Source organism: Pseudoalteromonas sp. P1-7a (assembly GCF_001401855.1).
In the GTDB taxonomy this organism is placed as follows: domain Bacteria; phylum Pseudomonadota; class Gammaproteobacteria; order Enterobacterales; family Alteromonadaceae; genus Pseudoalteromonas.
Map to the genome: position 1 here is coordinate 14,070 of NZ_LKDU01000025.1, position 20,661 is coordinate 34,730.

Annotated in this window: 19 protein-coding genes; all 19 read right to left on the reverse strand. The window is 38.7% G+C overall.

Annotated features, from left to right (window positions below; genetic code table 11):
• Positions 1-9: 9 nt before the first annotated feature.
• Positions 10-795 carry a ParA family protein gene (locus AN389_RS14540; protein ID WP_004588067.1) on the reverse strand — a complete coding sequence of 262 codons (786 nt, stop codon included), beginning with the start codon at positions 793-795 and terminating at the stop codon, positions 10-12.
• A gap of 14 nt (positions 796-809) precedes the next feature.
• Complete coding sequence (gene rsmG / locus AN389_RS14545; RefSeq protein WP_055016213.1) at positions 810-1,430, reverse strand: 16S rRNA (guanine(527)-N(7))-methyltransferase RsmG; 621 nt, start codon at positions 1,428-1,430, stop codon at positions 810-812.
• Between the two features lie 15 nt (positions 1,431-1,445).
• Positions 1,446-3,335 (reverse strand): tRNA uridine-5-carboxymethylaminomethyl(34) synthesis enzyme MnmG, encoded by a 1,890-nt coding sequence (mnmG, locus tag AN389_RS14550; RefSeq protein ID WP_055020123.1) that lies wholly within the window; start codon positions 3,333-3,335, stop codon positions 1,446-1,448.
• Positions 3,336-3,761: 426 nt separating this feature from the next.
• Positions 3,762-4,211 carry an FMN-binding protein MioC gene (mioC, locus tag AN389_RS14555; protein WP_055016211.1) on the reverse strand — a complete coding sequence of 150 codons (450 nt, stop codon included), beginning with the start codon at positions 4,209-4,211 and terminating at the stop codon, positions 3,762-3,764.
• A gap of 1,042 nt (positions 4,212-5,253) precedes the next feature.
• Positions 5,254-5,856, reverse strand: a complete 603-nt coding sequence (locus AN389_RS14560) for a hypothetical protein (RefSeq protein ID WP_055020124.1) — start codon at positions 5,854-5,856, stop codon at positions 5,254-5,256.
• Positions 5,857-5,917: 61 nt separating this feature from the next.
• Complete coding sequence (locus tag AN389_RS14565; protein ID WP_055020125.1) at positions 5,918-6,250, reverse strand: excisionase family DNA-binding protein; 333 nt, start codon at positions 6,248-6,250, stop codon at positions 5,918-5,920.
• 63 nt (positions 6,251-6,313) lie between these two features.
• Entirely contained in the window at positions 6,314-8,008 is a 1,695-nt protein-coding gene (locus tag AN389_RS14570) for a DUF927 domain-containing protein (RefSeq protein WP_055020126.1), read from the reverse strand.
• 497 nt (positions 8,009-8,505) lie between these two features.
• On the reverse strand, positions 8,506-8,781 hold the full coding sequence (locus AN389_RS14575) for a hypothetical protein (RefSeq protein ID WP_235575983.1): 276 nt from the start codon (positions 8,779-8,781) through the stop codon (positions 8,506-8,508).
• A 31-nt stretch (positions 8,782-8,812) separates the two neighbouring features.
• The gene (locus tag AN389_RS14580) at positions 8,813-9,013 is read right to left on the reverse strand and encodes a hypothetical protein (protein ID WP_055020127.1); all 201 of its coding nucleotides are present in this window, start codon (positions 9,011-9,013) and stop codon (positions 8,813-8,815) included.
• A gap of 364 nt (positions 9,014-9,377) precedes the next feature.
• Positions 9,378-10,931 carry an anti-phage dCTP deaminase gene (locus tag AN389_RS14585; RefSeq protein WP_055020128.1) on the reverse strand — a complete coding sequence of 518 codons (1,554 nt, stop codon included), beginning with the start codon at positions 10,929-10,931 and terminating at the stop codon, positions 9,378-9,380.
• Positions 10,932-10,981: 50 nt separating this feature from the next.
• Positions 10,982-11,146, reverse strand: coding sequence for a hypothetical protein (locus AN389_RS20400; protein ID WP_160318635.1), 165 nt, complete (start codon positions 11,144-11,146; stop codon positions 10,982-10,984).
• A 267-nt stretch (positions 11,147-11,413) separates the two neighbouring features.
• A complete protein-coding gene (locus AN389_RS14590; RefSeq protein ID WP_055020129.1) occupies positions 11,414-12,280 on the reverse strand; it encodes a phage integrase N-terminal domain-containing protein in 867 nt (288 codons plus the stop codon).
• A gap of 684 nt (positions 12,281-12,964) precedes the next feature.
• Positions 12,965-14,593, reverse strand: a complete 1,629-nt coding sequence (locus AN389_RS14595) for a hypothetical protein (RefSeq protein WP_055020130.1) — start codon at positions 14,591-14,593, stop codon at positions 12,965-12,967.
• A gap of 436 nt (positions 14,594-15,029) precedes the next feature.
• Entirely contained in the window at positions 15,030-16,163 is a 1,134-nt protein-coding gene (locus AN389_RS14600; RefSeq protein ID WP_055020131.1) for a site-specific integrase, read from the reverse strand.
• A gap of 176 nt (positions 16,164-16,339) precedes the next feature.
• Positions 16,340-17,704, reverse strand: coding sequence for a tRNA uridine-5-carboxymethylaminomethyl(34) synthesis GTPase MnmE (mnmE, locus tag AN389_RS14605; RefSeq protein WP_055020132.1), 1,365 nt, complete (start codon positions 17,702-17,704; stop codon positions 16,340-16,342).
• 166 nt (positions 17,705-17,870) lie between these two features.
• The gene (gene yidC / locus AN389_RS14610) at positions 17,871-19,505 is read right to left on the reverse strand and encodes a membrane protein insertase YidC (protein WP_055016207.1); all 1,635 of its coding nucleotides are present in this window, start codon (positions 19,503-19,505) and stop codon (positions 17,871-17,873) included.
• Between the two features lie 8 nt (positions 19,506-19,513).
• Positions 19,514-19,789, reverse strand: coding sequence for a membrane protein insertion efficiency factor YidD (gene yidD / locus AN389_RS14615; protein WP_004588061.1), 276 nt, complete (start codon positions 19,787-19,789; stop codon positions 19,514-19,516).
• A 125-nt stretch (positions 19,790-19,914) separates the two neighbouring features.
• Positions 19,915-20,340 (reverse strand): ribonuclease P protein component, encoded by a 426-nt coding sequence (rnpA, locus tag AN389_RS14620; RefSeq protein WP_082422755.1) that lies wholly within the window; start codon positions 20,338-20,340, stop codon positions 19,915-19,917.
• A gap of 7 nt (positions 20,341-20,347) precedes the next feature.
• Positions 20,348-20,482 carry a 50S ribosomal protein L34 gene (gene rpmH / locus AN389_RS14625; RefSeq protein ID WP_004335215.1) on the reverse strand — a complete coding sequence of 45 codons (135 nt, stop codon included), beginning with the start codon at positions 20,480-20,482 and terminating at the stop codon, positions 20,348-20,350.
• Between the last annotated feature and the right edge of the window lie 179 nt (positions 20,483-20,661).

Genomic DNA, 20,661 nt, shown 5'->3' on the forward strand with positions numbered 1-20,661 from the left:
ACCTTAAAGTTAGGCGACTACCGGCGCTGTTTTTTCTTTTCTGCGTAGCATTTCGCCCGCAAGTGCTAAGTAGGCTTTTGCACCACTTGATGCGCGGTCGTAGTACATTGCTGGTGCACCAAAACTCGGTGCCTCGGCAAGACGCACATTACGTGGGATTACGGTGCGGTATACTTTATCGCCAAAATGTTGTTTTAATTGTTCTGATACGTCATTTGCTAATCGATTACGCGGATCGTACATAGTACGAAGAATGCCTTCGATTTGTAAGTTAGGGTTAACTAACTTAGCAAGTTGCGTAATAGTGTCCATTAATGCGGTTAACCCTTCAAGCGCGTAATATTCACATTGCATTGGTACTAAAATAGAATCAGCAGCAGCCATGGCGTTTACTGTTAACATATTTAGTGAAGGCGGGCAGTCGATAAAAATAAATTCGTATTTATCTTGTATTTTTTCAAGCGCATTACGAAGGCGAACTTCGCGTGCAAACAATTCCATTAATTTTACTTCGGCTGCGGTCACATCGCCGTTGGCCGCTATCATATGATACTCACCCGAGGTTTCAGTGATTATCACTTCATCCATTGGCTTTTCTTCAATGAGTAAATCGTAAATGGTGGCTACATCGCCATACTTGTCTACACCGCTACCCATTGTAGCGTTACCTTGGGGGTCGAGATCTATTAACAGCACTTTACGCTTCGTTGCAGCCATAGATGCAGCGAGATTAACAGCCGTTGTTGTTTTACCAACGCCGCCTTTTTGATTTGCTAATGCGATGACTTTTGCCACTATGTCTCTGATCCCTAGTCTTTAGAAAGAATAATTAAATGTCGTTGTGCATCAAGCTCAGGCACTACTAGTGAGATTTTCTCTTCAAATTTTACACCCTCAGGTAGCGACTCTAGCTCTTCACTAGGGAACACACCTTTTAGTGCAATAAATTTGCCTGAGTGATCAATTAAGTGTGAACACCAATCAACCATATCTTGCAGTGAAGCAAACGCACGACTGAGTACGCCATCTAATTTAACACTTGGTTGATATTCTTCAACTCTTGACTGCACTGGGGTGACATTATTTAGCCCAAGCTCATGTTTAACTTGCATTAAAAAGCGAACACGCTTGCCTAAACTATCAAGCAACACAAATTGCGTATCAGGTAGTGCAATAGCTAACACAATACCCGGTAAGCCAGGACCTGTGCCTACATCAATATAATGATGACCGGGTAAATGAGGTGCAACAACTAAGCTGTCCATAATGTGCTTAATCATCATTTCTTCTGGTAAGCGCACAGACGTTAAATTATACGCTTTGTTCCATTTGTTTAGTAACTCAACGTATTTAACTAATTGCTGTTGTTGTTTTTCGGTTAGCGCAATATCAGTTTGCGCTAACAATGTTGATAATTGTTGCTGTAACACAGTTTACCTTTACCGTTACGCAGTTTTGCGTAATAAGCCTTGCTTCTTCAGATACACTAATAATAGCGAAATCGCCGCTGGGGTGATACCAGAAATACGAGAAGCTTGGCCAATAGTGTCTGGACGCGCATCTGTTAACTTAGCAACAACCTCGTTTGATAAACCCGATACCGTTGAGTAATCGAACTCTTTAGGCAAAATGGTTTCTTCATGGCGAAGTTGTTTATTGATCTCATCTTGCTGGCGCGCAATGTAACCTGCGTATTTAGTGTGGATCTCAACTTGTTCAAGTGCAGCTTGGTTTGTAAACTCAGATCCTAATCCATCAATAGCCATTAAATCGTCGTAACGAATTTCTGGACGGCGAAGTAGATCCTCTAAACTTGCTTCACGAGTAAGCGGTGTTTTTAATAAGGCGTTTACTTGATTAACCACAGCATGATCTTTATGGATCCAGGTTTCTTTAATACGCTGTTTCTCTTTTTCGATCACTTCCATTTTTTCATTAAATGCCTGCCAGCGCTCATCGTTAACTAAACCAAGTTCACGGCCTTTTTCTGTTAAGCGAATATCAGCGTTATCTTCACGCAGTAATAAACGGTATTCTGCACGGCTAGTAAACATGCGGTACGGTTCTTTTGTACCAAGCGTTGCTAAGTCGTCAATAAGTACGCCCACATAGGCTTCATCACGACGTGGAGTCCACGCGTCTTTGCCTTGCACTTGTAAAGCGGCGTTCATGCCGGCAATTAAACCTTGTGCACCGGCTTCTTCGTAACCAGTAGTGCCATTTATTTGGCCTGCAAAGAATAATCCGTCTATAAATTTAGTTTCTAGTGACTGCTTTAAATCACGTGGGTCAAAGAAGTCGTATTCAATAGCATAACCAGGACGACAAATATGTGCGTTTTCAAAACCATCTATCGACTGCACAATTTGTAACTGCACATCAAACGGTAAGCTGGTTGAAATACCGTTAGGGTAAAGCTCATAAGAAGTTAATCCTTCTGGCTCTACAAATATTTGATGTTTGTCTTTATCAGCAAAGCGCACAATTTTATCTTCTATTGAAGGGCAGTAACGTGGTCCAATGCCTTCAATTACGCCAGAGTACATAGGCGAGCGATGTAAATTGTTACGAATAACCTCATGGGTCTTTTCATTAGTGTAGGTGATATAACACGGTATTTGCTGTGGGTGATCGCTTTGTTTACCAATAAACGAAAATACCGGTGTAGGTGCATCACCTGGTTGCTCTTGCATCTTGCTAAAATCAACTGTACGGGCATCAATACGTGGTGGAGTACCGGTTTTTAAACGGTCTACTCTAAACGGTAATTCACGTAAACGATCAGCAAGTGCAATTGAAGGGGGATCGCCTGCACGTCCACCTTTAAAATTCTCCAAACCAATATGTATTTGTCCACCAAGGAAAGTACCTACAGTTAATACAACGCTTGGTGCGCTAAAACGTAATCCCATTTGGGTTACTACACCAATAACTTTGTTATTTTCAACAATAAGATCATCACACGATTGCTGAAATATTTTTAGGTTTTCTTGGTTTTGTAAGGTGTTTTGAATTGCTGCTTTGTATAAAGCACGATCAGCTTGTGCTCGAGTTGCGCGAACAGCAGGTCCTTTTGAAGAATTTAAGGTACGAAATTGAATACCGCCTTTATCAATAGCTTGTGCCATAGCACCGCCAAGGGCATCAATTTCTTTAACCAAATGGCCTTTGCCTATGCCACCAATTGCAGGGTTGCAAGACATTTGACCAAGTGTATCCATATTATGAGTTAGCAGCAGGGTATTCATCCCCATACGTGCAGCAGCCAATGAGGCTTCAGTGCCTGCATGTCCACCACCTACTACGATAACGTCAAACTTTTCGTGAAAAATCATTAATGGGATCCTACTTAATCAAACCAGTAAACTTCAAAAGGGAGCGTATTCTACCTAGAAATTAGCAGAAGATAAATGATTAAACAGTGGCCAAGATCTAAGTCACTGATCACTTATAATATAAAGGATCTTTTAAAGAGATCTTTTAATACTATTACTACTAGTGATCGGGTTTTCTGTTGATAAGCTCTATTTATTCATTTAAAACATAAAATTAGATCAGATCTAAAGGTGTTAATATGATCGGATCATCAGGCAAATAAGCTCTGATCAAAAAGGGGGTTTATACACAGCCCAATATCGATTGGATCTTATCCCATGGATAAGCATGCTTAAAAATGCAGTTTGATCAGCGGTTATCCACAAAATCTATTAAATTATTAGTAAATTGTGGGTAACTTTGTTTATGCATTTTAACCGATCACATTACTTTAATTGTGTTTTCTCTATCCACGAGTCTAACCACTCAAGCGCGGTATCTTCGGGTAATGCCTCATCAAGAATATTTAATTCAAGCCTTGGCGCTATGCATTTTGCGCCTTTGCTGGCCATTAAACTATTTATATTGCGCCCAGCAAGGTTATAGGTGTCGTAGCTAGTATCACCTAAGCCAATGACTGAGTATTTAATTGCTGACAAGTCACTTTGCTGATTTAGCTGCTCAATAAAGGGTAAAAGGTTGTCGGGGTAATCGCCCGCGCCATAGGTCGATGTGCATATAAGCCATATTGTATTGTGTTGATCAATATCAGATAAATTAGGTTGATCATGTAGTTCAGCACTTATACCTTGGTTATTTAACTCATCACATAGTTGTTCTGCTACATATTCTGCAGATCCCATTTGACTACCCACGATTATATTTACAGAACTCATATTTAAACTGATCACACATTACTTATTTGCCCGCTATGATAACTGAGTTAGGCTTGCAGTAAAGAAAACCTTTGTAATTTTGTATAACTATTTTTGAGTTGTTTTTACTCTTTGTTGAAATTCAATATATAAGCTATTGAATTTAAATGAGTTAACAAAAACTATTTAAATGTAATCTTCTGATCAAGTTGTTGATAAGGTTGGGGAAAGTTCTGCTTAACTACTGCTTTTAGACGATCTAAATATAGCTAAGTTATTGATTTTTTATTATACGTGAGTCCACCAGCGCATGAATTTATATAGCTAGCCTGTGGTTGATCATAATGTGGATAGTAATCTTGTTGATAACTCAAAAAGCGATCAAAAAATTATTTTTAAATAACGATCTCTTTAAGCTGATCAGCCTTAAAAAAGTGAAATTAAGTGTAATAAACCACGCTTTTATATGGATCGTGACTGTTTAAGCGTATAAATGGGCCGCTATTTTTGACTTATTAGCCATAAAGTAGGCGATTGTGGATAATATTTTTAATTAGTTCCGTTAATTTTTTATGTTAGGCGAGGAGTTTGGCTGGTGGATCAATTAAAAATGGGAGCGTGGGCATTAATAGTAGCGGTTACTTTTGCTAATAAACTCACTAACTTTAGCTAAAATGATCTACTTAAGCTTAGCGTTTAGCGCCATATCAGCACTTTTTTTTAGCTATATAGAGCGCCAATTATATGCTTTACCTGGTGTTTTTTTGTATTATGAGAGATTAAATAGGTGAGTTGTAAACGCTAAAATTAGGCGCGTTTTTATTTAACTTTAGCCCTTTTTTAGCTTTTTAAATTTCTATACTGGGTATAAAAAAGGGCACAAATGTGCCCTAAAGTAAGTGTTATTTTACGCTGATTTAGTGACTTATTTACCAATACAATAAGTGAAAAAATCAATAAAAACAGTGGGTTTATATTTTATTGGTGGGTCTGTGGTGGCCCACTTTCGCATTAGAAAATATCGTGCAAGTAAACTTAAAGAAAGTAAGCTTTTTTTTGCAGGTTAGTTAACTACCTGTTCTTGGCGGTTTGCCAAGAAATCCATTTTTTTTCTGAATTTTGCTCTCAAGCTTTCTGAAGCCGGATTTCTTAACCCATTGATATAGTCTTCCAAATCAGATTTTATTGCCTTATGAACAGCGTTTCTATTTAATGTTTCCATTCCTTCAGCACGTTCATACAGCTCACCTATCGACCAAACTAAAGCAGAGCTTTGAATTTCACCTTGATGGAGAATACCGCACCTAAAAGCTTTATAAAATGTTTCTCGTTGGCTATCAGTAGTGAAGTAAGGTGAGAAGTGTGGGCTAGATTTCAGAAAGTTTTTAAAAACTTTTTTAGATTGACCATCAGTCGTTTCTAACCCATCTTTGAATGCTTGAATTGTTTCCATTAGTAATAGATTTATAGCTAATATTGTAAAACCAAATCTCCGCTCAGATGGCTTCAATTCATCTTCAATTTCTAGGAGCTTCTCGACAGGTTCTATGTATCTTGATTCAATCCTACTTTTGAAAATATCTATAGCTTTCTGCCAATCCTGTTCGTTTTGCTCTAACTTTAAATTTTTCCATTGATTAGCAGTGAAATTTGGTGCTATGAACATATTAAATATTCCATTTTTATTGATTGGCAGAGTATATATTATTGGAAATAAGGCTACGCTACTACCTATATCCTGTAGACGCTTTTCTATTAAGTGCTTTTGCCGAGTGTTTGATGAAATCACTCAGATCATCACCACTTTGAACCTTATTACTAAATAACCACTCATCAAGCTCTAACCGATTAAAAATGATTCTTCTGCCATTGGGCTTTGAATGAGGGATGATCCCCTCATGTGTGAGTTTATAAATATAGCTTTTTGCTAACCCTGTGTAGATAACACATTCATCGACGGTAAGATTAGATACTGTGCTTAGATAACTTTTTATCTGTACTTTTTCTAGTAAAGTCATCTTTTGAACATTACTTGGTCTTTCATTTTTGCTCACGTTCATAGTCTACTCTCTTAAATCTCTTGGGAAAACGGGAAATTGGGAAACTGTTTTAAATTCAATCCACTAACATGGGAAAGCGGCTCGCGAAAGCGCTTCATCTAGCGCGAGTTCTTCGGTTATGCGATGTGGAATAACTTTGTAGTAACGGCCACCCTTTGGCCCGCCATCCACAACACGCTTGAAAGTATCGCGTCCTTCGCTCGTTTCCATCCAAGATTTTTCTTCCATAAATTTTACCGCTTGGGATATTTGCTGCTTGTACTTAATATTTAGTCCTTCCAGAAATGCTTGGCGTGTTAACAACCATGCTTGTTTGCCGTCAAAATCTAATGCGTAACCATAGTTATCATTCAGCGGCTGACCTTCAGGTAATAGTTTGTTGCGCCAGCGTTTTAATGCGATAGGTATTTCTTTAAGCAGCTTTTCATCCTCAGAGTCATTGGAAGAGCCTCGCATCTCAAGCCAAGAGTCAAACGCTACTTTCGCTGAATGCTCTCCAAAGCCTTTTGGCCAAGGCATTAACCCTGCTGATATAGCTATTTCGCCAGCAACCCCAAACAGTGCAAAACGTTTAGCTGCTTCAAGTACCTGGCTGCCATGATTATTGTCTTTACTTATTTGCCACTTATCGCGAAGTTCATGGACTCGATAAGCTAACAAGCCAGAAAGATCGTCAATTGAACTTAAGTGTTCAATCCATTTAGGCATGATCGTTCCGTGGTTTTCTTTTACTGCTTTCCAGATAGAGTCAGAAAAGTCATTCATCGTTTTGTGACCGTACAGCTCATCATAGGCCCCATACTTTCTCTGGACTGGAACTTCTAAAAAGCGAATTTCCTGCCCAGCTTTGACTCCTTTTTGAATTGGTGCCAATTTCTCCTCTAGCCCCATTTCTCCGGTACTTAAATAAAGTAGACGCCAGTTTTTTATGTCGTCTTGAGTAATGGTTTTGTTACTGCGCATTTTAGACAGTCCATTTGCGAGGGTGTATATAGATTGGTCGACAACTTCAGGCGGGGCCTGATGGAGCTCATCAAGGCAAAGGAGCAAGTCATTATGCTCAACAGCAGTGGCTTCTAGCCCGTTTTCTGTTGCTCTCCACGTATAGTAAAAGTTAGTACCGGAATATAGGCTAGCTGCTAGAATTAGTATGGTTGTTTTGGATATTTTCGATTTACCAAATAAATGCACACCACTGCTAGGCCAGTTCAGCCAATGAAGCAGTGGGGCGCTTAACCCGACACAGACAGTGAAGGCTAAGATCGGGTTATTAATACACAGGCTTCCTACCTCTTTTTGCCAACTCGAAACAGTACCTGAAGTACTGAGGAATTCGTTGCTTTTATTTCCTGAATAAATAACTTTTTCAGCTCCATTGCTAACGCACCAGCTCGGTGTGACAAAGCTATTATTAAGCCAGCCTGCTTGAGCCGAGCTTTTATATCTCTGCTTTGGTCTTGCTTGAATGAGGTAAGATATTATTGGCTCCCAAACTCCTTTACGGCTTGATATTACAAGCCCTGTATCCAAAAGTAGCTCTTTTACAAAGTTACTTTTTTCATTCATTATCCGACGTCGAGGTATCAGCTTACGTATGCAAATACCGTCTAAGTTTTTCCATTCAACAAGCAAACCATAGTCCTTAGTGCCATTATCTCCCCTTGAAATGCCAAGTACTTGAATTGGGCCACACAAGAACCTCGATTCTGAATCAGTTGTCGGGGTGTAAAATAAACCTGAATCTCTTAATTCATACATGTTATTAGTTACCTTCTAGTTTCTATTGGTTTCGGTTGTTTTCTCAAAACCAATTCAATCACGAAGGCAAGTCTTAATTCCCAGAAAAGGGGGGGTTAGTGAAAGTGGTTTTTTTTTGGGTACGGCGTTAAAGGCTAAAATGTATGCTCTGGCAGGGTAGAATTAGGCATGCCTAATTTATTTTGATAACAAAAAAGCATTAACTATAGGGTTGAATATTATCTTTTAACCTTAAAATGGAATAGAACAGCAAAAAATATCACTATTACTAGAATTAAAGCGCAGCCTGTTAGTAAAGGAGCCATTGCTATATTTTCCCCTCTTTAATTGCTTCAAATAGATCATGTTTTAGTTTGTCGAAGTGGCGAGTCGCGCGAATAGCCAGCACCATTAATACCCACATTTGAAACCAGTCATAATCAGTCATAAGAACACCCTAATGTCTTGTATTACCTAAATAGATATTACCTTCCCAATTGCAAAGCTCTAAAATCCAGTTACTTAAGGCCCGTGAAAGGAAAGAAAATTTGAGCGCTACGATTTTTAAATGCGGAAAAAGACTCCAGTTGAATATCCCAAATATCGTCATGTTCATTCATTACATTAAATGCAAATGCTTTTTGTGTGGTTAAAGCAATAAACATCTCTTCTTCCGTTTCATTGCGAAGATTAACCTCTAAACCTAATGGCTTACACTCATCCTCGATACCAGCTAAGCGGATCTTCAGCTCATCGTATACAGGCTTAAATGGCCAAAGCTCTTTATTTGTCATCATTTCCCCTTTCAAATTAGGCATGCCTAATTTACAGGTAAGTATCGTATAGCTCGCCACGCGCTTTAACGTCTTCAGCTTCTGCGCGAGTCATCTCTTCACCATCAGCAATAATGTTACCCATACCATCATCCAATTCATCTAGCTGGTCATTTTCATCAGAAACTGATAGCAAAACATCAACAACACCTAGTGCCACTAAACCTGATACTTTTAACGCTTTTTTCCACATACTAGATTCCTAAAATTAGGCATGCCTAATTTGAACTATAATTGAGCTTACTTTCAGTTAAGTTGAGTAATGGGGCTAAATCAATGGGATATGTCTTACGCTAAAAAGAAGAGTAGTAAATTACATACAAAATTCAGTATATTAAGACAGCTTAGTCATAAAATTTATTAAAAAATTTCTTTAACTTTTATGTATTAGCGTCCTTTTTTATCTGAGGTGGTACCACATTTAATAGAAAGCTATCTTTCTACAATCTCATCCAAATAGTTTTTTTATAGGTTGTAGAGTCGTCAATAATATTTTTATTGAATAGTTATTTTTTAGGAAAGTCGTTATAAAAAAGGTGACATCTGTCACCCTTTCTTTAATCTTGTGGGGCTTCTATTTCTGGAAGCTCTTCATCAAGCATTTGAATTATCTTGAGCTCATACTCGCCATAACTATCAAGGTGTTGATAATCAACATGGCCAGAGCCTGAAACAAACCTACCAATTACTTCTCCTGCATGATCCTTCCTTTTTTGATTAAAGCTGAAAAACTTTGAATACCTGAATGGTGACACACCTTCAAAATTTTCAATTAGAACTTTGCCCTCTTGAGTTCTATTATCAGGATGGTAAATAGAATCACTATGTAGTTGCGTTGCTAAACTCTTTTCATAAGGTTCTATGTAAACAACCCTTTCTATTCCTGATGCAACTATGTGTCTTGCACAAACATGGCATGGGTAAGTTGTACAGTATAAGGTCTTACCTACTGTGCTATTGTTCACATTTCTTGCTAGAGAAGTTATTGCGTCCATTTCAGCATGTATTGCTCTAGAATATTCAATCAATGATTTAGCCTTTGATTCTTCTATTATTTGCTTGGCTATTTCACTTGAGTCTTTGATATTTCGATTTTTTAAGATTTGCTCGATTTCTAATTTTAGAAGATCTTTGTGTTTATCATTAAAACAGCGCCCTTCGTGATTAAAGCAACGTCTATCATTTTTACTTTCAGCATTATAAAGCCCGCCACCAAATTTAGGTACATCATTGCAACCTGTCGATAAAATATTCCCTTCATTATCGGCTATTGCTGCTCCTACTTGTCGAGATAAACATGCTGACTGCAAAGATGCTGAATACGCAGCATATATTCCTACTTCATCTTTTGTTGGGGTTATGTGGTCAGTTCCATGAACAAGTTTAATAAACCTTGTCACAGAACTTTTAATATCATCTTGGTTATCTATGTTTCTGATAAAGTAGTCTGATTTATGTAAGCACTTTTCTACATGTTGCCCATGAGATACGACAGCTTTTCTGTCTCGCTCAATCAAGACACCAGCTTCGCTTTCACTCATGCGCTCTTCAGTTAAATTTGCGCGTCTTTCATTTTCGGTTCTCAACATGCCAAGTTGGTAGAAGTTATTACGATAAGCCTCTTTCAACAGAAGAATTTCCTCAGGATGCTTCAACTGATCAATTATATAAGCAGCTTTTTGCTGGTTTTTTAAAGCACCTCCAGTATCTTCTTTTCCTCCAAATTCTTTTTCTCTTGAGAAGGTTATTTCACGTATTGCCATTTCAGCTAAGATACTTGAACGATGCTTTTTTCTTAATGCATCACCAGCATCTTGTAGTGCTTTATACCTTTGAAAACCGGTTAACTCGCTTAATTCACTAGGTTTTTCATTAGCAGAGATAATAAGTTCACTTAGACGGATATGCTCAACATAATATCCAAATTCTTGGAGTTGTTTCTCTAAAGTTCTCTTCAGGCCTCGAATACCTGAACCTACAGAACCGCATAAACCAATAATTAGTTCTTGAGATCTTCTTTTTTGGATGGTTGAGAGGGGAGTTTCTTTATTTTTATCAATATTTTTCTGAGCTGTTGGTAACTCAGATATTTTTTCCGCTGTTTGAGCCATAATAATATCCTTGCTTCATTGATTAGCAAGAATCATTATTACAATAATATTTACCATTTCAAAGTGTTAACTGCTTTATAAACTCTAGCTTTTGCTTCTTCTTCTTTCCTTTTCTTACGAACACTGTACAAACATTTAACCTTAGAAGAGTTGTTTTTTACAACCTGTGGAGAAACATTTTTAGTTTCTTCTTCTTCTAAATATTTGATTATCATGGCTTTTCCTAAATACTAAAGTAACGTGATACAAGTAAATGCGCGCGCATTTTACATACAGACACGCAAATAAACAACACCTTCTCCTTTGATATATTGATAGCACAGTAAACTCGAAAGATAAATATGTTAGGCTAAAATGACTCAAAGCATAACAGATAAAATCAACGACTTTTTTTCTAATAGCTACCAATCAAATGAAAGCCAAATTTATTCTTTGAAACGAAAATCTTAAATAAAAGCAACTATATATTTAATAAAGGGCTGTTAACTTCCTAAATATGCATAGGTTATCTTCAAACGTTCATGACCTAACTCTTGGCTAATTTGCTCACGGACTTTGGTATCGTGCTCATAATCGGTTGGCGAGAGCTCTTTTCTATGCGGGCCACCGTCGGCAGGGCATTTCCAGCCTGTAAGCTCTAAATAACGCTCCCTTGCGTAATGATGACGCAGTCCGTGATTTTTATTTAATCCAACTCGAATTGTTTCGCGGTCGTACTGTTCCATTTGTGACTTATAGTTTTTGTCAGGTTCGATAAGTGCGCCTTTAGTAACAGCGGCAATATCACGAATAAGCTGTTGTTGAGATTCTTTTAAAATCGGAATTTTGCGGTATTTGCCACCCTTAGCCCATGAGCCTTTTATTTGTAGAGTGTTAGCATTTATCAAAGCATAGGATAAGCTGAATTTCATACACTCCTCTTTTCTAAGCCCAAACTCTTGCTGCAAACGCAGGGAAAGCTTGATCAAGTCACTCTTGATCTTGGCATGCTTATCCATGTCTAACGTTTTTGACTTGCCAATAGGGTTGTTGCGAGCTCTGGGAATGCCGTAATCATCATTGCTGCGAGAACAGATATTAGGTTTACCTATTTTTTCGGCAATCCAACGCAGTGCTGCCATTCTGTTTTTAATCGTTTTGGGTGCTAAACCTTCATCTTGCCAACGCGTTACAAGGTGATTGATATGTTTGGTTTTAAGACCTGATGGATCTCTTAATCTATAACCATGGCTAAGTAGTTGTGTTGCTGCAAGGTTTAAAACTTTGCTTCGGGTAGCTCTAGTGCTAAAGCTACTTTCGCGGTGTGTGTCGTTCACCATTTGGTGAAGACGATATCCTAATTGGCTCATTTCATGTTCCTCATAAATTTAAAAAATAGTTTTGAAAGTATTGAGAAAAACACCAAACCGAAGACCAGGGGGCGAAACGCCAAAATAGGTAAGTTTTAAAGCCATATGAACGGTGCGTAACCGAGCATATTGTCGAAAGACATAAAGGCTAACTGGTCTAAAGCAACAAAGCTGAGCCGTGTGATTTCTGTTGAAATACAGCGCGAACTACTGTGGTTTATATTTGTGTTGTTTATAGTGGGGTGGTCGTGTGACCCTTAATGCTGCGAATGCAGCTCCTCAGGAACGTGTTGCGGGCAGTGAGTACGCCCTTTTTCTTTGTGCTCATTTCGAGCTGGTTCATTATTAAAACTATCACAGTGATCAGAGATTGCAACACCTTTTCGACGCGCCCAAATCTCCATCCCTCTTTTGGCCCTGCAATTTTTCAAGGCGGATTTGGTGTCGAGGCATCATGAGCAGTGGCCTCGATGGGCGACTCTGCGAGTCGTCCCTACCTCTTTCGAGTAGGGACGACTCGTTATAAATCAGCCATAAAGTTAAAATTTTAGAGGTGGTTTAGGAAGTAAGAATGTTTCTAATCTTTGTTTGAGATCTCTTTACTAAATAGCCATTGAAGGTCACTTACATCGGGTAGAGGCGATAATCAGACATTCACTTTATTGCTCGTATTGTAGTGCTTTCCTAATCTAACCCAAGCCTTTTTAGTTTTATTTCGTTTAGCTTGGACTCCTGGGCGATTTTCTTCAAAGCCGACTTTGCATTTGCTTCAGCATGTTCACCAGATGACTGTTTTAATAATTTTCTCCAGGGTTCTCCGCTTTCTTCTTTAAAGAAATCATAGAACTCTGATTCCGTGATTTGAGACATTCTCGCCTTATCTTCTTCACTAGTATCATAACTTGTACATACTCTAATCAGGAACTCTCTGGTGGGTTCCAAGTTAGGGGAATTATTTAGTGCTGCTGTAACACTTTCGATTAGTTCATTATCAATTTCAAGACCAAAGTCATCATACTTATCGAGATAATTTAAACGTCCTAGTTCTAGGTTTTTTGAGACAAAAACATCTATCAGTTCGGAAGCTTTACTTTGTTGCCCTAGCTCCCGCAGCAGCCGAACAGAACTACTTAAGTTAGCAGCACTTATTGAGCTAATTGCATTTGTTGTAATTACCATGAAACGCTCAACAAAGTCCGCCTCTTCACAAAAAGAGTTGTGAAACTCTTTCCAGATTTCACGAAAGAGATTCTCTTGATTAGATTCAATTAACTTTTTATTGGTTTGTTTGGCTATGGCTTTAAAAGGTTCAACATCGATAAATCCAGACTCAACTATTTGGAATAGTGCTTTATCTAAGTCGTCTACATAGGTGAATTGATACGCAACTAATAGACCTCTCCACTTTTTATGATCATCAGTTTCTTCTGTAGACAATTTAATAAATGAATTGGCTTTAATAAAATCTATGGGCGGTATGCGTTTATTTGAACTGGAGCAGTAATAGCTCGTAGTGAACAAGGTGATAGTGTGACAAATTTGCCTAGATATTTCTTGCTCTAAGTTATCACAATGTTGTAAGCACTTTGAAATTAGAGAATATGCTTTAGAAATCACTCGCATATTTGTTAGGCTAAGGGTTTCTGCACACTCACGAACTGTTTCGATCCACTCAAATTCATTAGGGATAATTAGGTCGATACATTCTGACGGAGTAGGATTAAAAGTTATCTCCTTATCTATAACTTTTTCCTTAAATTCTTTGTAGTCTGGGCTATCAGAAATACTCGCTTCATTTAGTAAGAGAACAATCTTGCACTTCTTTTGCTCTTTCAATTGAGACACTATGCCAAGAATATCTTTAGAGCTGAGTGCATCACCTTTCCTTTCAAGATCGTCTATACAGATTAAACTGTTGGACACGTACATATAAGACATTGCATCGAGTACTGAAGAAGCATTTTTCAAAAATGGCAAGTTTTTAATTTGCTTTATGCTTTTTTGTCCGAGGGACTTACTCATACTAACAGTATTATCCTTTAACGATTTCAAGCTCGGGTCTGATCCTATCAAAGAGCTATCAATAAGATTTTCGAATAGGGTTGTCTTCAATACTTCTAAAGAGTTGACTCCAAATAAACTGACGTATGAATACTTATCAAAAGCTAACGTTTTATTATTCCTACAGTTGACTAGCTCTTGATTCCAAGCAAAAGTTTTACCTACTCCCCAAGCCCCACTTATAGCAAGGACTTCTGGATCTCTGGAATTTAAAAATTCTAAGATATGTTGTTGGATGACTTGTAGTGACACTATTTAATATCCTTATCGGTTAGACTAATTTATATATCTGTTCCTAAGAATAAAATTAAATTACCACATCGGCCCTTGTATACATATACATATTGCTTAAGAGTAACAGCCTTGCATTATGGTCTTGATAATAGGCAGTGTATAAAAACCACTCCTTTCAAATCCAGTAAAGCAATAAATCGGAACCCCGCAAGCGGGGCCCCCTTGCTTCGCAACCCTTCGGGCGATTTCTTGCTTGACTGGATTTTCTCTGCGTAGTGAAGGTTATCCAAGAGGTATGCGGCGCTCTGAGTGGCAAGCACTCGACGCTTTCACACCTCCTGGATACAACTGGCTTTTCAAATAAAAAATGGGAAAGAGGGAAGGTAAATAATATTATATTTGTTTGTTTTTATTATACTTTCCCAGTTTCCCATATTTCCCAACCTAATATCCTTTATTGAAATAGGCTAGGTAAGGTGGTCATCGCCTCTTTTCGCTTACGATCTATGATGTCTGTATAGATTTGTGTCGTTTTTAATTCTGAATGACCAAGCAACTTTGATACGGTATAAATATCAACATCATTAGTTAGCATACGTACAGCAAATGTGTGTCTCGCACAGTGAAAGGTAATGTGCTTTGTAATCCCCGCTCTGAGCATCCACTGTGTTAGTGCAACATTTGTATAGCTTGAGTATCTTAAGCCTTTAAATACACGTTCATGGGCTTCTCCTGGTGAATCTAAGAGCATAGTGGCATCAGATGGAAGGTATAAGTACTGAAGTTGCCCTGTTTTAATGTGATTAAAAGTTGCTCGTGGATCGATCATTGTGAGTTTGCCCCACGTTAACTTTTGAATATCGCTCCAGCGCATGCCTGTGAGGCATCCGAATAAGAATGCTCGCTTCAGTACATCATACCGGCACTCTGTTTTATAAAGTGCAGTTACTTCTTCCTCTTCTAAGTAATTACGAGGGTTTTGTTCTATCTTGATGCTTTTTACTTCGTTTACAGGATTTCGGCGAATAATGCCTTCGTGAAATGCTTTGTTTAAAGCCGCTCTCACTTTATTGAAATAGCATGATGTAGTATTTGAAGAAAGTAGCTTATCTGATTTTGTTCGTGCATGTTTTATTAGGTATGTTCTGAACCCAAGTAATACATCAGCATCGAAGTCAGCAAAGGATAAAGGGTTACCCTCACAATATCTCTTTAGATGCATTAACGATGATTCCCACAATGATACGTTTGATGGGCTATCAGTGTGCTCTTTGTCATTAATAATTTGCTGCATGTAGCTATAAAAGCTTTCTTGCTGTTTTTCTGAGTCTTCAAAGTGGTGCTTGTTGTTAGCTAAATCGACAATCGCTTGCGCTCTTATCTTTTCTGAAATATCTAAGGTCTTTTTATTGTGGTCACGTTGGAACTTGTCTTTAGGATTGGCATAAATGAACAAGTCCATTGATTGTCTTTTACGGCGTTTAACTCGTTTGCCGTTTTCGTTAAGGTAAGAACCATAATTTCTGGTTAATAGTAGTTGTTGGCGGCCTGTGCTATCAGCTGATTTTTTCTCGATGGTTAGTTTCATAATAACTTCCTCTTTGGTGGACCAATAGTGGCCCACAACAAAGAGGTCGGTGGGCCATTCGAGGCCCATATTATGAAACTAAAGGAAGCTAGAGAAATACAAAAAAGTAATTAAATGTATGAATAAATTAGGTTTTTTAACTTAAGTTGGATGTTTGTTTCCTTTAGTTTACCTTGTTATTTACCAATACAGAACGAGCTAAATATTTTGCCTAGTAGGTCGTCTGAGGTAAATTCACCGGTTATTTCGTTTAAGTACTGCTGCGTTAAGCGTAGCTCTTCGGCTAATATTTCGCCGGCTACGTGCATTTCTAACTGTGTTTTACCAGTATCTAAGTGATAGGCCGCATGTTCAAGTGCATCTAAGTGGCGACGGCGTGCCATAAAGCCACCTTCTGTAGCGCCCTGAAAACCAATACAAGCTTTTAAGTGGTCGCGAACAAGTTCAATACCTTGTGCATTTTTAGCGCTTAAACTAATTACAGGGTATTGTTGGTTTTCATCCATACCTACTGCATCGCCCGATAAATCGGCTTTATTTCTGATAACAGTAACACCCATACCTTGCGGTAATTTTGCCATAAATTCAGGCCATATAGCGTGTGGATCGGTGTCGGTGGTGTCGGTGCCATCAAGCATAAACAACACGCGGTCAGCTTGGTTTATTTCATCCCACGCGCGCTCTATACCTATTTGTTCAACACGGTCTGGGCTTTCACGTAGGCCTGCGGTATCGATAATATGCAGTGGCATGCCATCAATATGGATGTGCTCCCGTAGTACGTCGCGAGTAGTACCAGCTATTTCGGTTACTATGGCGGCTTCGCGTCCTGCTAGGGCATTAAGTAGGCTTGATTTACCTGCATTAGGGCGCCCAGCAATAACAACACGCATACCTTCGCGCATAATACTGCCTTGCTTAGCCTGGCTTGTTACTGTGTTTAATTGACTGATGATGGCATCTAAATCACCCGATACTTTGCCATCGGATAAAAAGTCAATTTCCTCGTCAGGGAAGTCAATGGCAGCCTCTACATACATACGTAAATGAATAACTTTCTCTACTAGGGTTTCTATATGTTTAGAAAACTCACCTTGTAGCGATTGTAGGGCACTTTTAGCAGCTTGCTCAGAGGTTGCATTAATTAAATCGCTAATAGCCTCTGCTTGGGTTAAATCTAGCTTATCGTTCATAAAGGCGCGTTCAGAAAACTCACCAGGCTTTGCTAAACGAACGCCCTCTATTTGGCTAATTTCTTTTAATAGCATGTCCAGTACAACGGGGCCGCCGTGACCTTGCAGTTCAAGTATGTCTTCGCCGGTAAATGAGTTTGGGCCTGCAAAATAAATAGCAATACCTTGGTCAAGTTGCTCACCACTTAAACTTTTAAAAGGAACGTAGTCGGCATAGCGAAGCTTAGGTACTTTACCTATTATTTTTTCGGCTACGCTTTTAGCAAGGCTGCCAGAAACTCGAATTATACCTACGCCACCACGCCCAGGAGCGGTAGCTTGTGCTGCAATTGTGTCTTGATTGATCATGCTATTAATTTGCCAACGAGAGTAACTTTAATGGCGCTATTGTAACCTATGCATTTATTTGTAGCGAATCGCAGTTATAAAAAACAGGCAATAAAAAAGGCGACCTAAGTCGCCTTTATATAAGTAATATACCCAAACCATCTTGATGTGGCTTGGGTATAGGCAATTAGCCTCTTACTTTTATTCCTTTCTTTTCCATGCCACGGTAGATGATAAGCATCTGGACAATAGAAATTAAGTTAGACACTAACCAGTAAAGTACTAAACCAGATGGGAACCATAAGAAGAATACAGAGAAGATAACCGGCATAAAGGTCATCATTTTTTGCTGCATTGGATCGGTAACCGTCATTGGTTGTAGCTTTTGCGTTACAAACATACTTGCACCAAACAATATTGGTAACACGTAGTATGGGTCTTTTGTTGAAAGGTCAGTTAGCCAAAGTACAAATTCAGCATGACGTAGTTCTGTCGATTCTAAGAATACGTAAAATAGCGCTAAGAAAATAGGCATTTGTAGCAAAATAGGGAAACAGCCACCCATAGGGTTAACTTTTTCTTTGCGGTACATCTCCATAGTAGCTTGGCCGAACTTTTGACGGTCATCACCATATTTTTCTTTAAGGGCTGCCATTTTAGGCTGAAGGGCACGCATTTTAGCCATTGATGTATATTGCGCTTTAGTAAGCGGGTACATTAACGTTTTGACGATAATTGTGATGGCAATAATAGCAACACCCCAGTTACCTAAAATGCTGTGTAACCATTTAAGAAGTACAAATAAAGGCTGCGAAATAAACCATAACCAACCGTAATCTACAGTAAGGTCTAAATCTGGATGAAGCGCTTCTAATAAGTCAGACTCTTTAGGGCCCATGTAGTAGGTCGCACTGAGTGTTTGCTCACTGCCGGCTTGTACATTTACAGGCGCTGCTTTTGTACCAATAATCGCAGCATTACTTTTAGTAATTAAACTATAAAGCGTGTGTGTTTCGTCTTGCTTAGGTACCCATGCACTTACAAAGTAATGCTGAATAAATGCTACGTAACCGCCTTGGGTATTTTTATTTAGGTTTTTGTCAGCCATATCTGAAAAGCTGTATTTTTCGTACGACTCTTCATCAGTACCGTAAGCAGCACCTAAGTAGTTTTGATCTACTAAACTGCCTTTTTCTTGTACGGTACGCTTAATTTGCGTGTATAGCTGTACTTGTACTGGCGCACTTGTCGTGTTGTTTACTGTGTACTCTAGGTCTACATCGTACTGACCTTTTTTGAATACATATGTTTTAGTAAAACTTACGCCGTTACTATCAACATAGGTAAGCGGTACACGTAACTCATCACCATTTAGCGTGTAAGCTTGTTGCGTTGCTTGGTAAGTAGGACGACCATTTGCTGATGCATCTGGGCCATTTAAACCAATTAGACCGCTTTGTGAAAAGTATTGTTTGCCCTCAAACTCACCAAGTAGCATATAAGGTATATCGCTGCCTTTAGTATCTTCGTACTGGAGTAAGTCTGTTTCAACAATGTCACCGCCTTTGGTGTCGATTTTTACTGTGAAAACGTCAGTTGTTATTTCTATAACTGAGCGCTTAGCAGCAGTAGCCGAAGCAGGTAAACCTGAATCTGACGATGACGGTATATAATCATCAGACTCTGGTGACGTTGTGTTTAGTGTTTGTGTAGTGGCACTTGGATCGGCTTTAGGCGTGTTGTAATCGTTATTCCATTCTTGAAATAATAAAAACGACACTAACATTAAACCGATTAATAAAAACGTGCGTTGCGATTCCATAACAGCTCTTATTTCTCGTGTTGGTGGTTAATACGGGTTAATTTTTCAGGAACGGGGTCTTCTCCGCCTGAATGTAAAGGATGGCATTTTAATATGCGTTTAAGTGCTAACCAACTCCCTTTTACAAATCCATGCAAATTAATTGCTTGAATAGCATAATGGGAGCAGCTTGGATTAAAACGACAATGCGGGCCTAGTAGTGGGCTTATCCACATTTGATAACCGCGGATAAATAACACTAAACAGCGCTTTGGTATAGCAACAAGTGGTTTAAGTAACCTCATGGTGTTTATGCCCCTGCGAATATTTAGTGAATAGATACCATGTATTTAAAAGCTCAATTAAAGATTTTAAACGCATGATTAAAAGGTGAGCTAAAGATACCCTAATTAACCCTGCAATTCTATTGCTATCGGGTTTGTTTATTAGATTTAGCTGATTTGTTTGGGCGTTTTTTAAAGGGTGGTGGCTTAGGTGCACCCGGTTTGCAGCGTTCATTAATTTTGCGCCACAATTTTGTAAGTTGTTTGGTTATTTCTTCGTTAGACTGCTCATCAATACCATTTTTTACCATAAGCACAATATCAATATTATCGATGGTGTGTTGATTTAAACGAAAACTTTCGCGAGCGAGTCGTTTAATACGGTTACGTTGGCATGCCTTTTTTACACGTTTTTTAGCAACAGTAAGTCCTAACCTAGGTTTATCTTGGTCATTAGGTTTAGCTAAAAGAGTAAATAAAGGAGTTGCAGCCCGAGCGGGTTCATTAAATATGCGAGAGTAATGCGAGGGAGTTAACAGACGTAACTCCCTGCCAAAGCTAAAGTCTTCCACTTATATATTAAGCAGAAAGTACTTTGCGGCCTTTAGCGCGGCGACGTGCTAATACTTTACGGCCATTTACAGTTGCCATGCGAGCACGGAAGCCGTGAGCACGTTTGCGTTTTAAAACGCTAGGTTGAAAAGTTCTTTTCATAACAATCTCATCCGATCGGTTAAAGTTAAAACATCCTATGCAGGTCGCGATCCTGGCACAGGTGCCATTGCGAGCGCGAGATATTATAGATTAAGCACTTTAAAGTCAATCATAATTGCGCTGTAAACACCGTGTTTATTACATTTTTTGTGCGCTGGCTTGATATTTATGGATTAAAT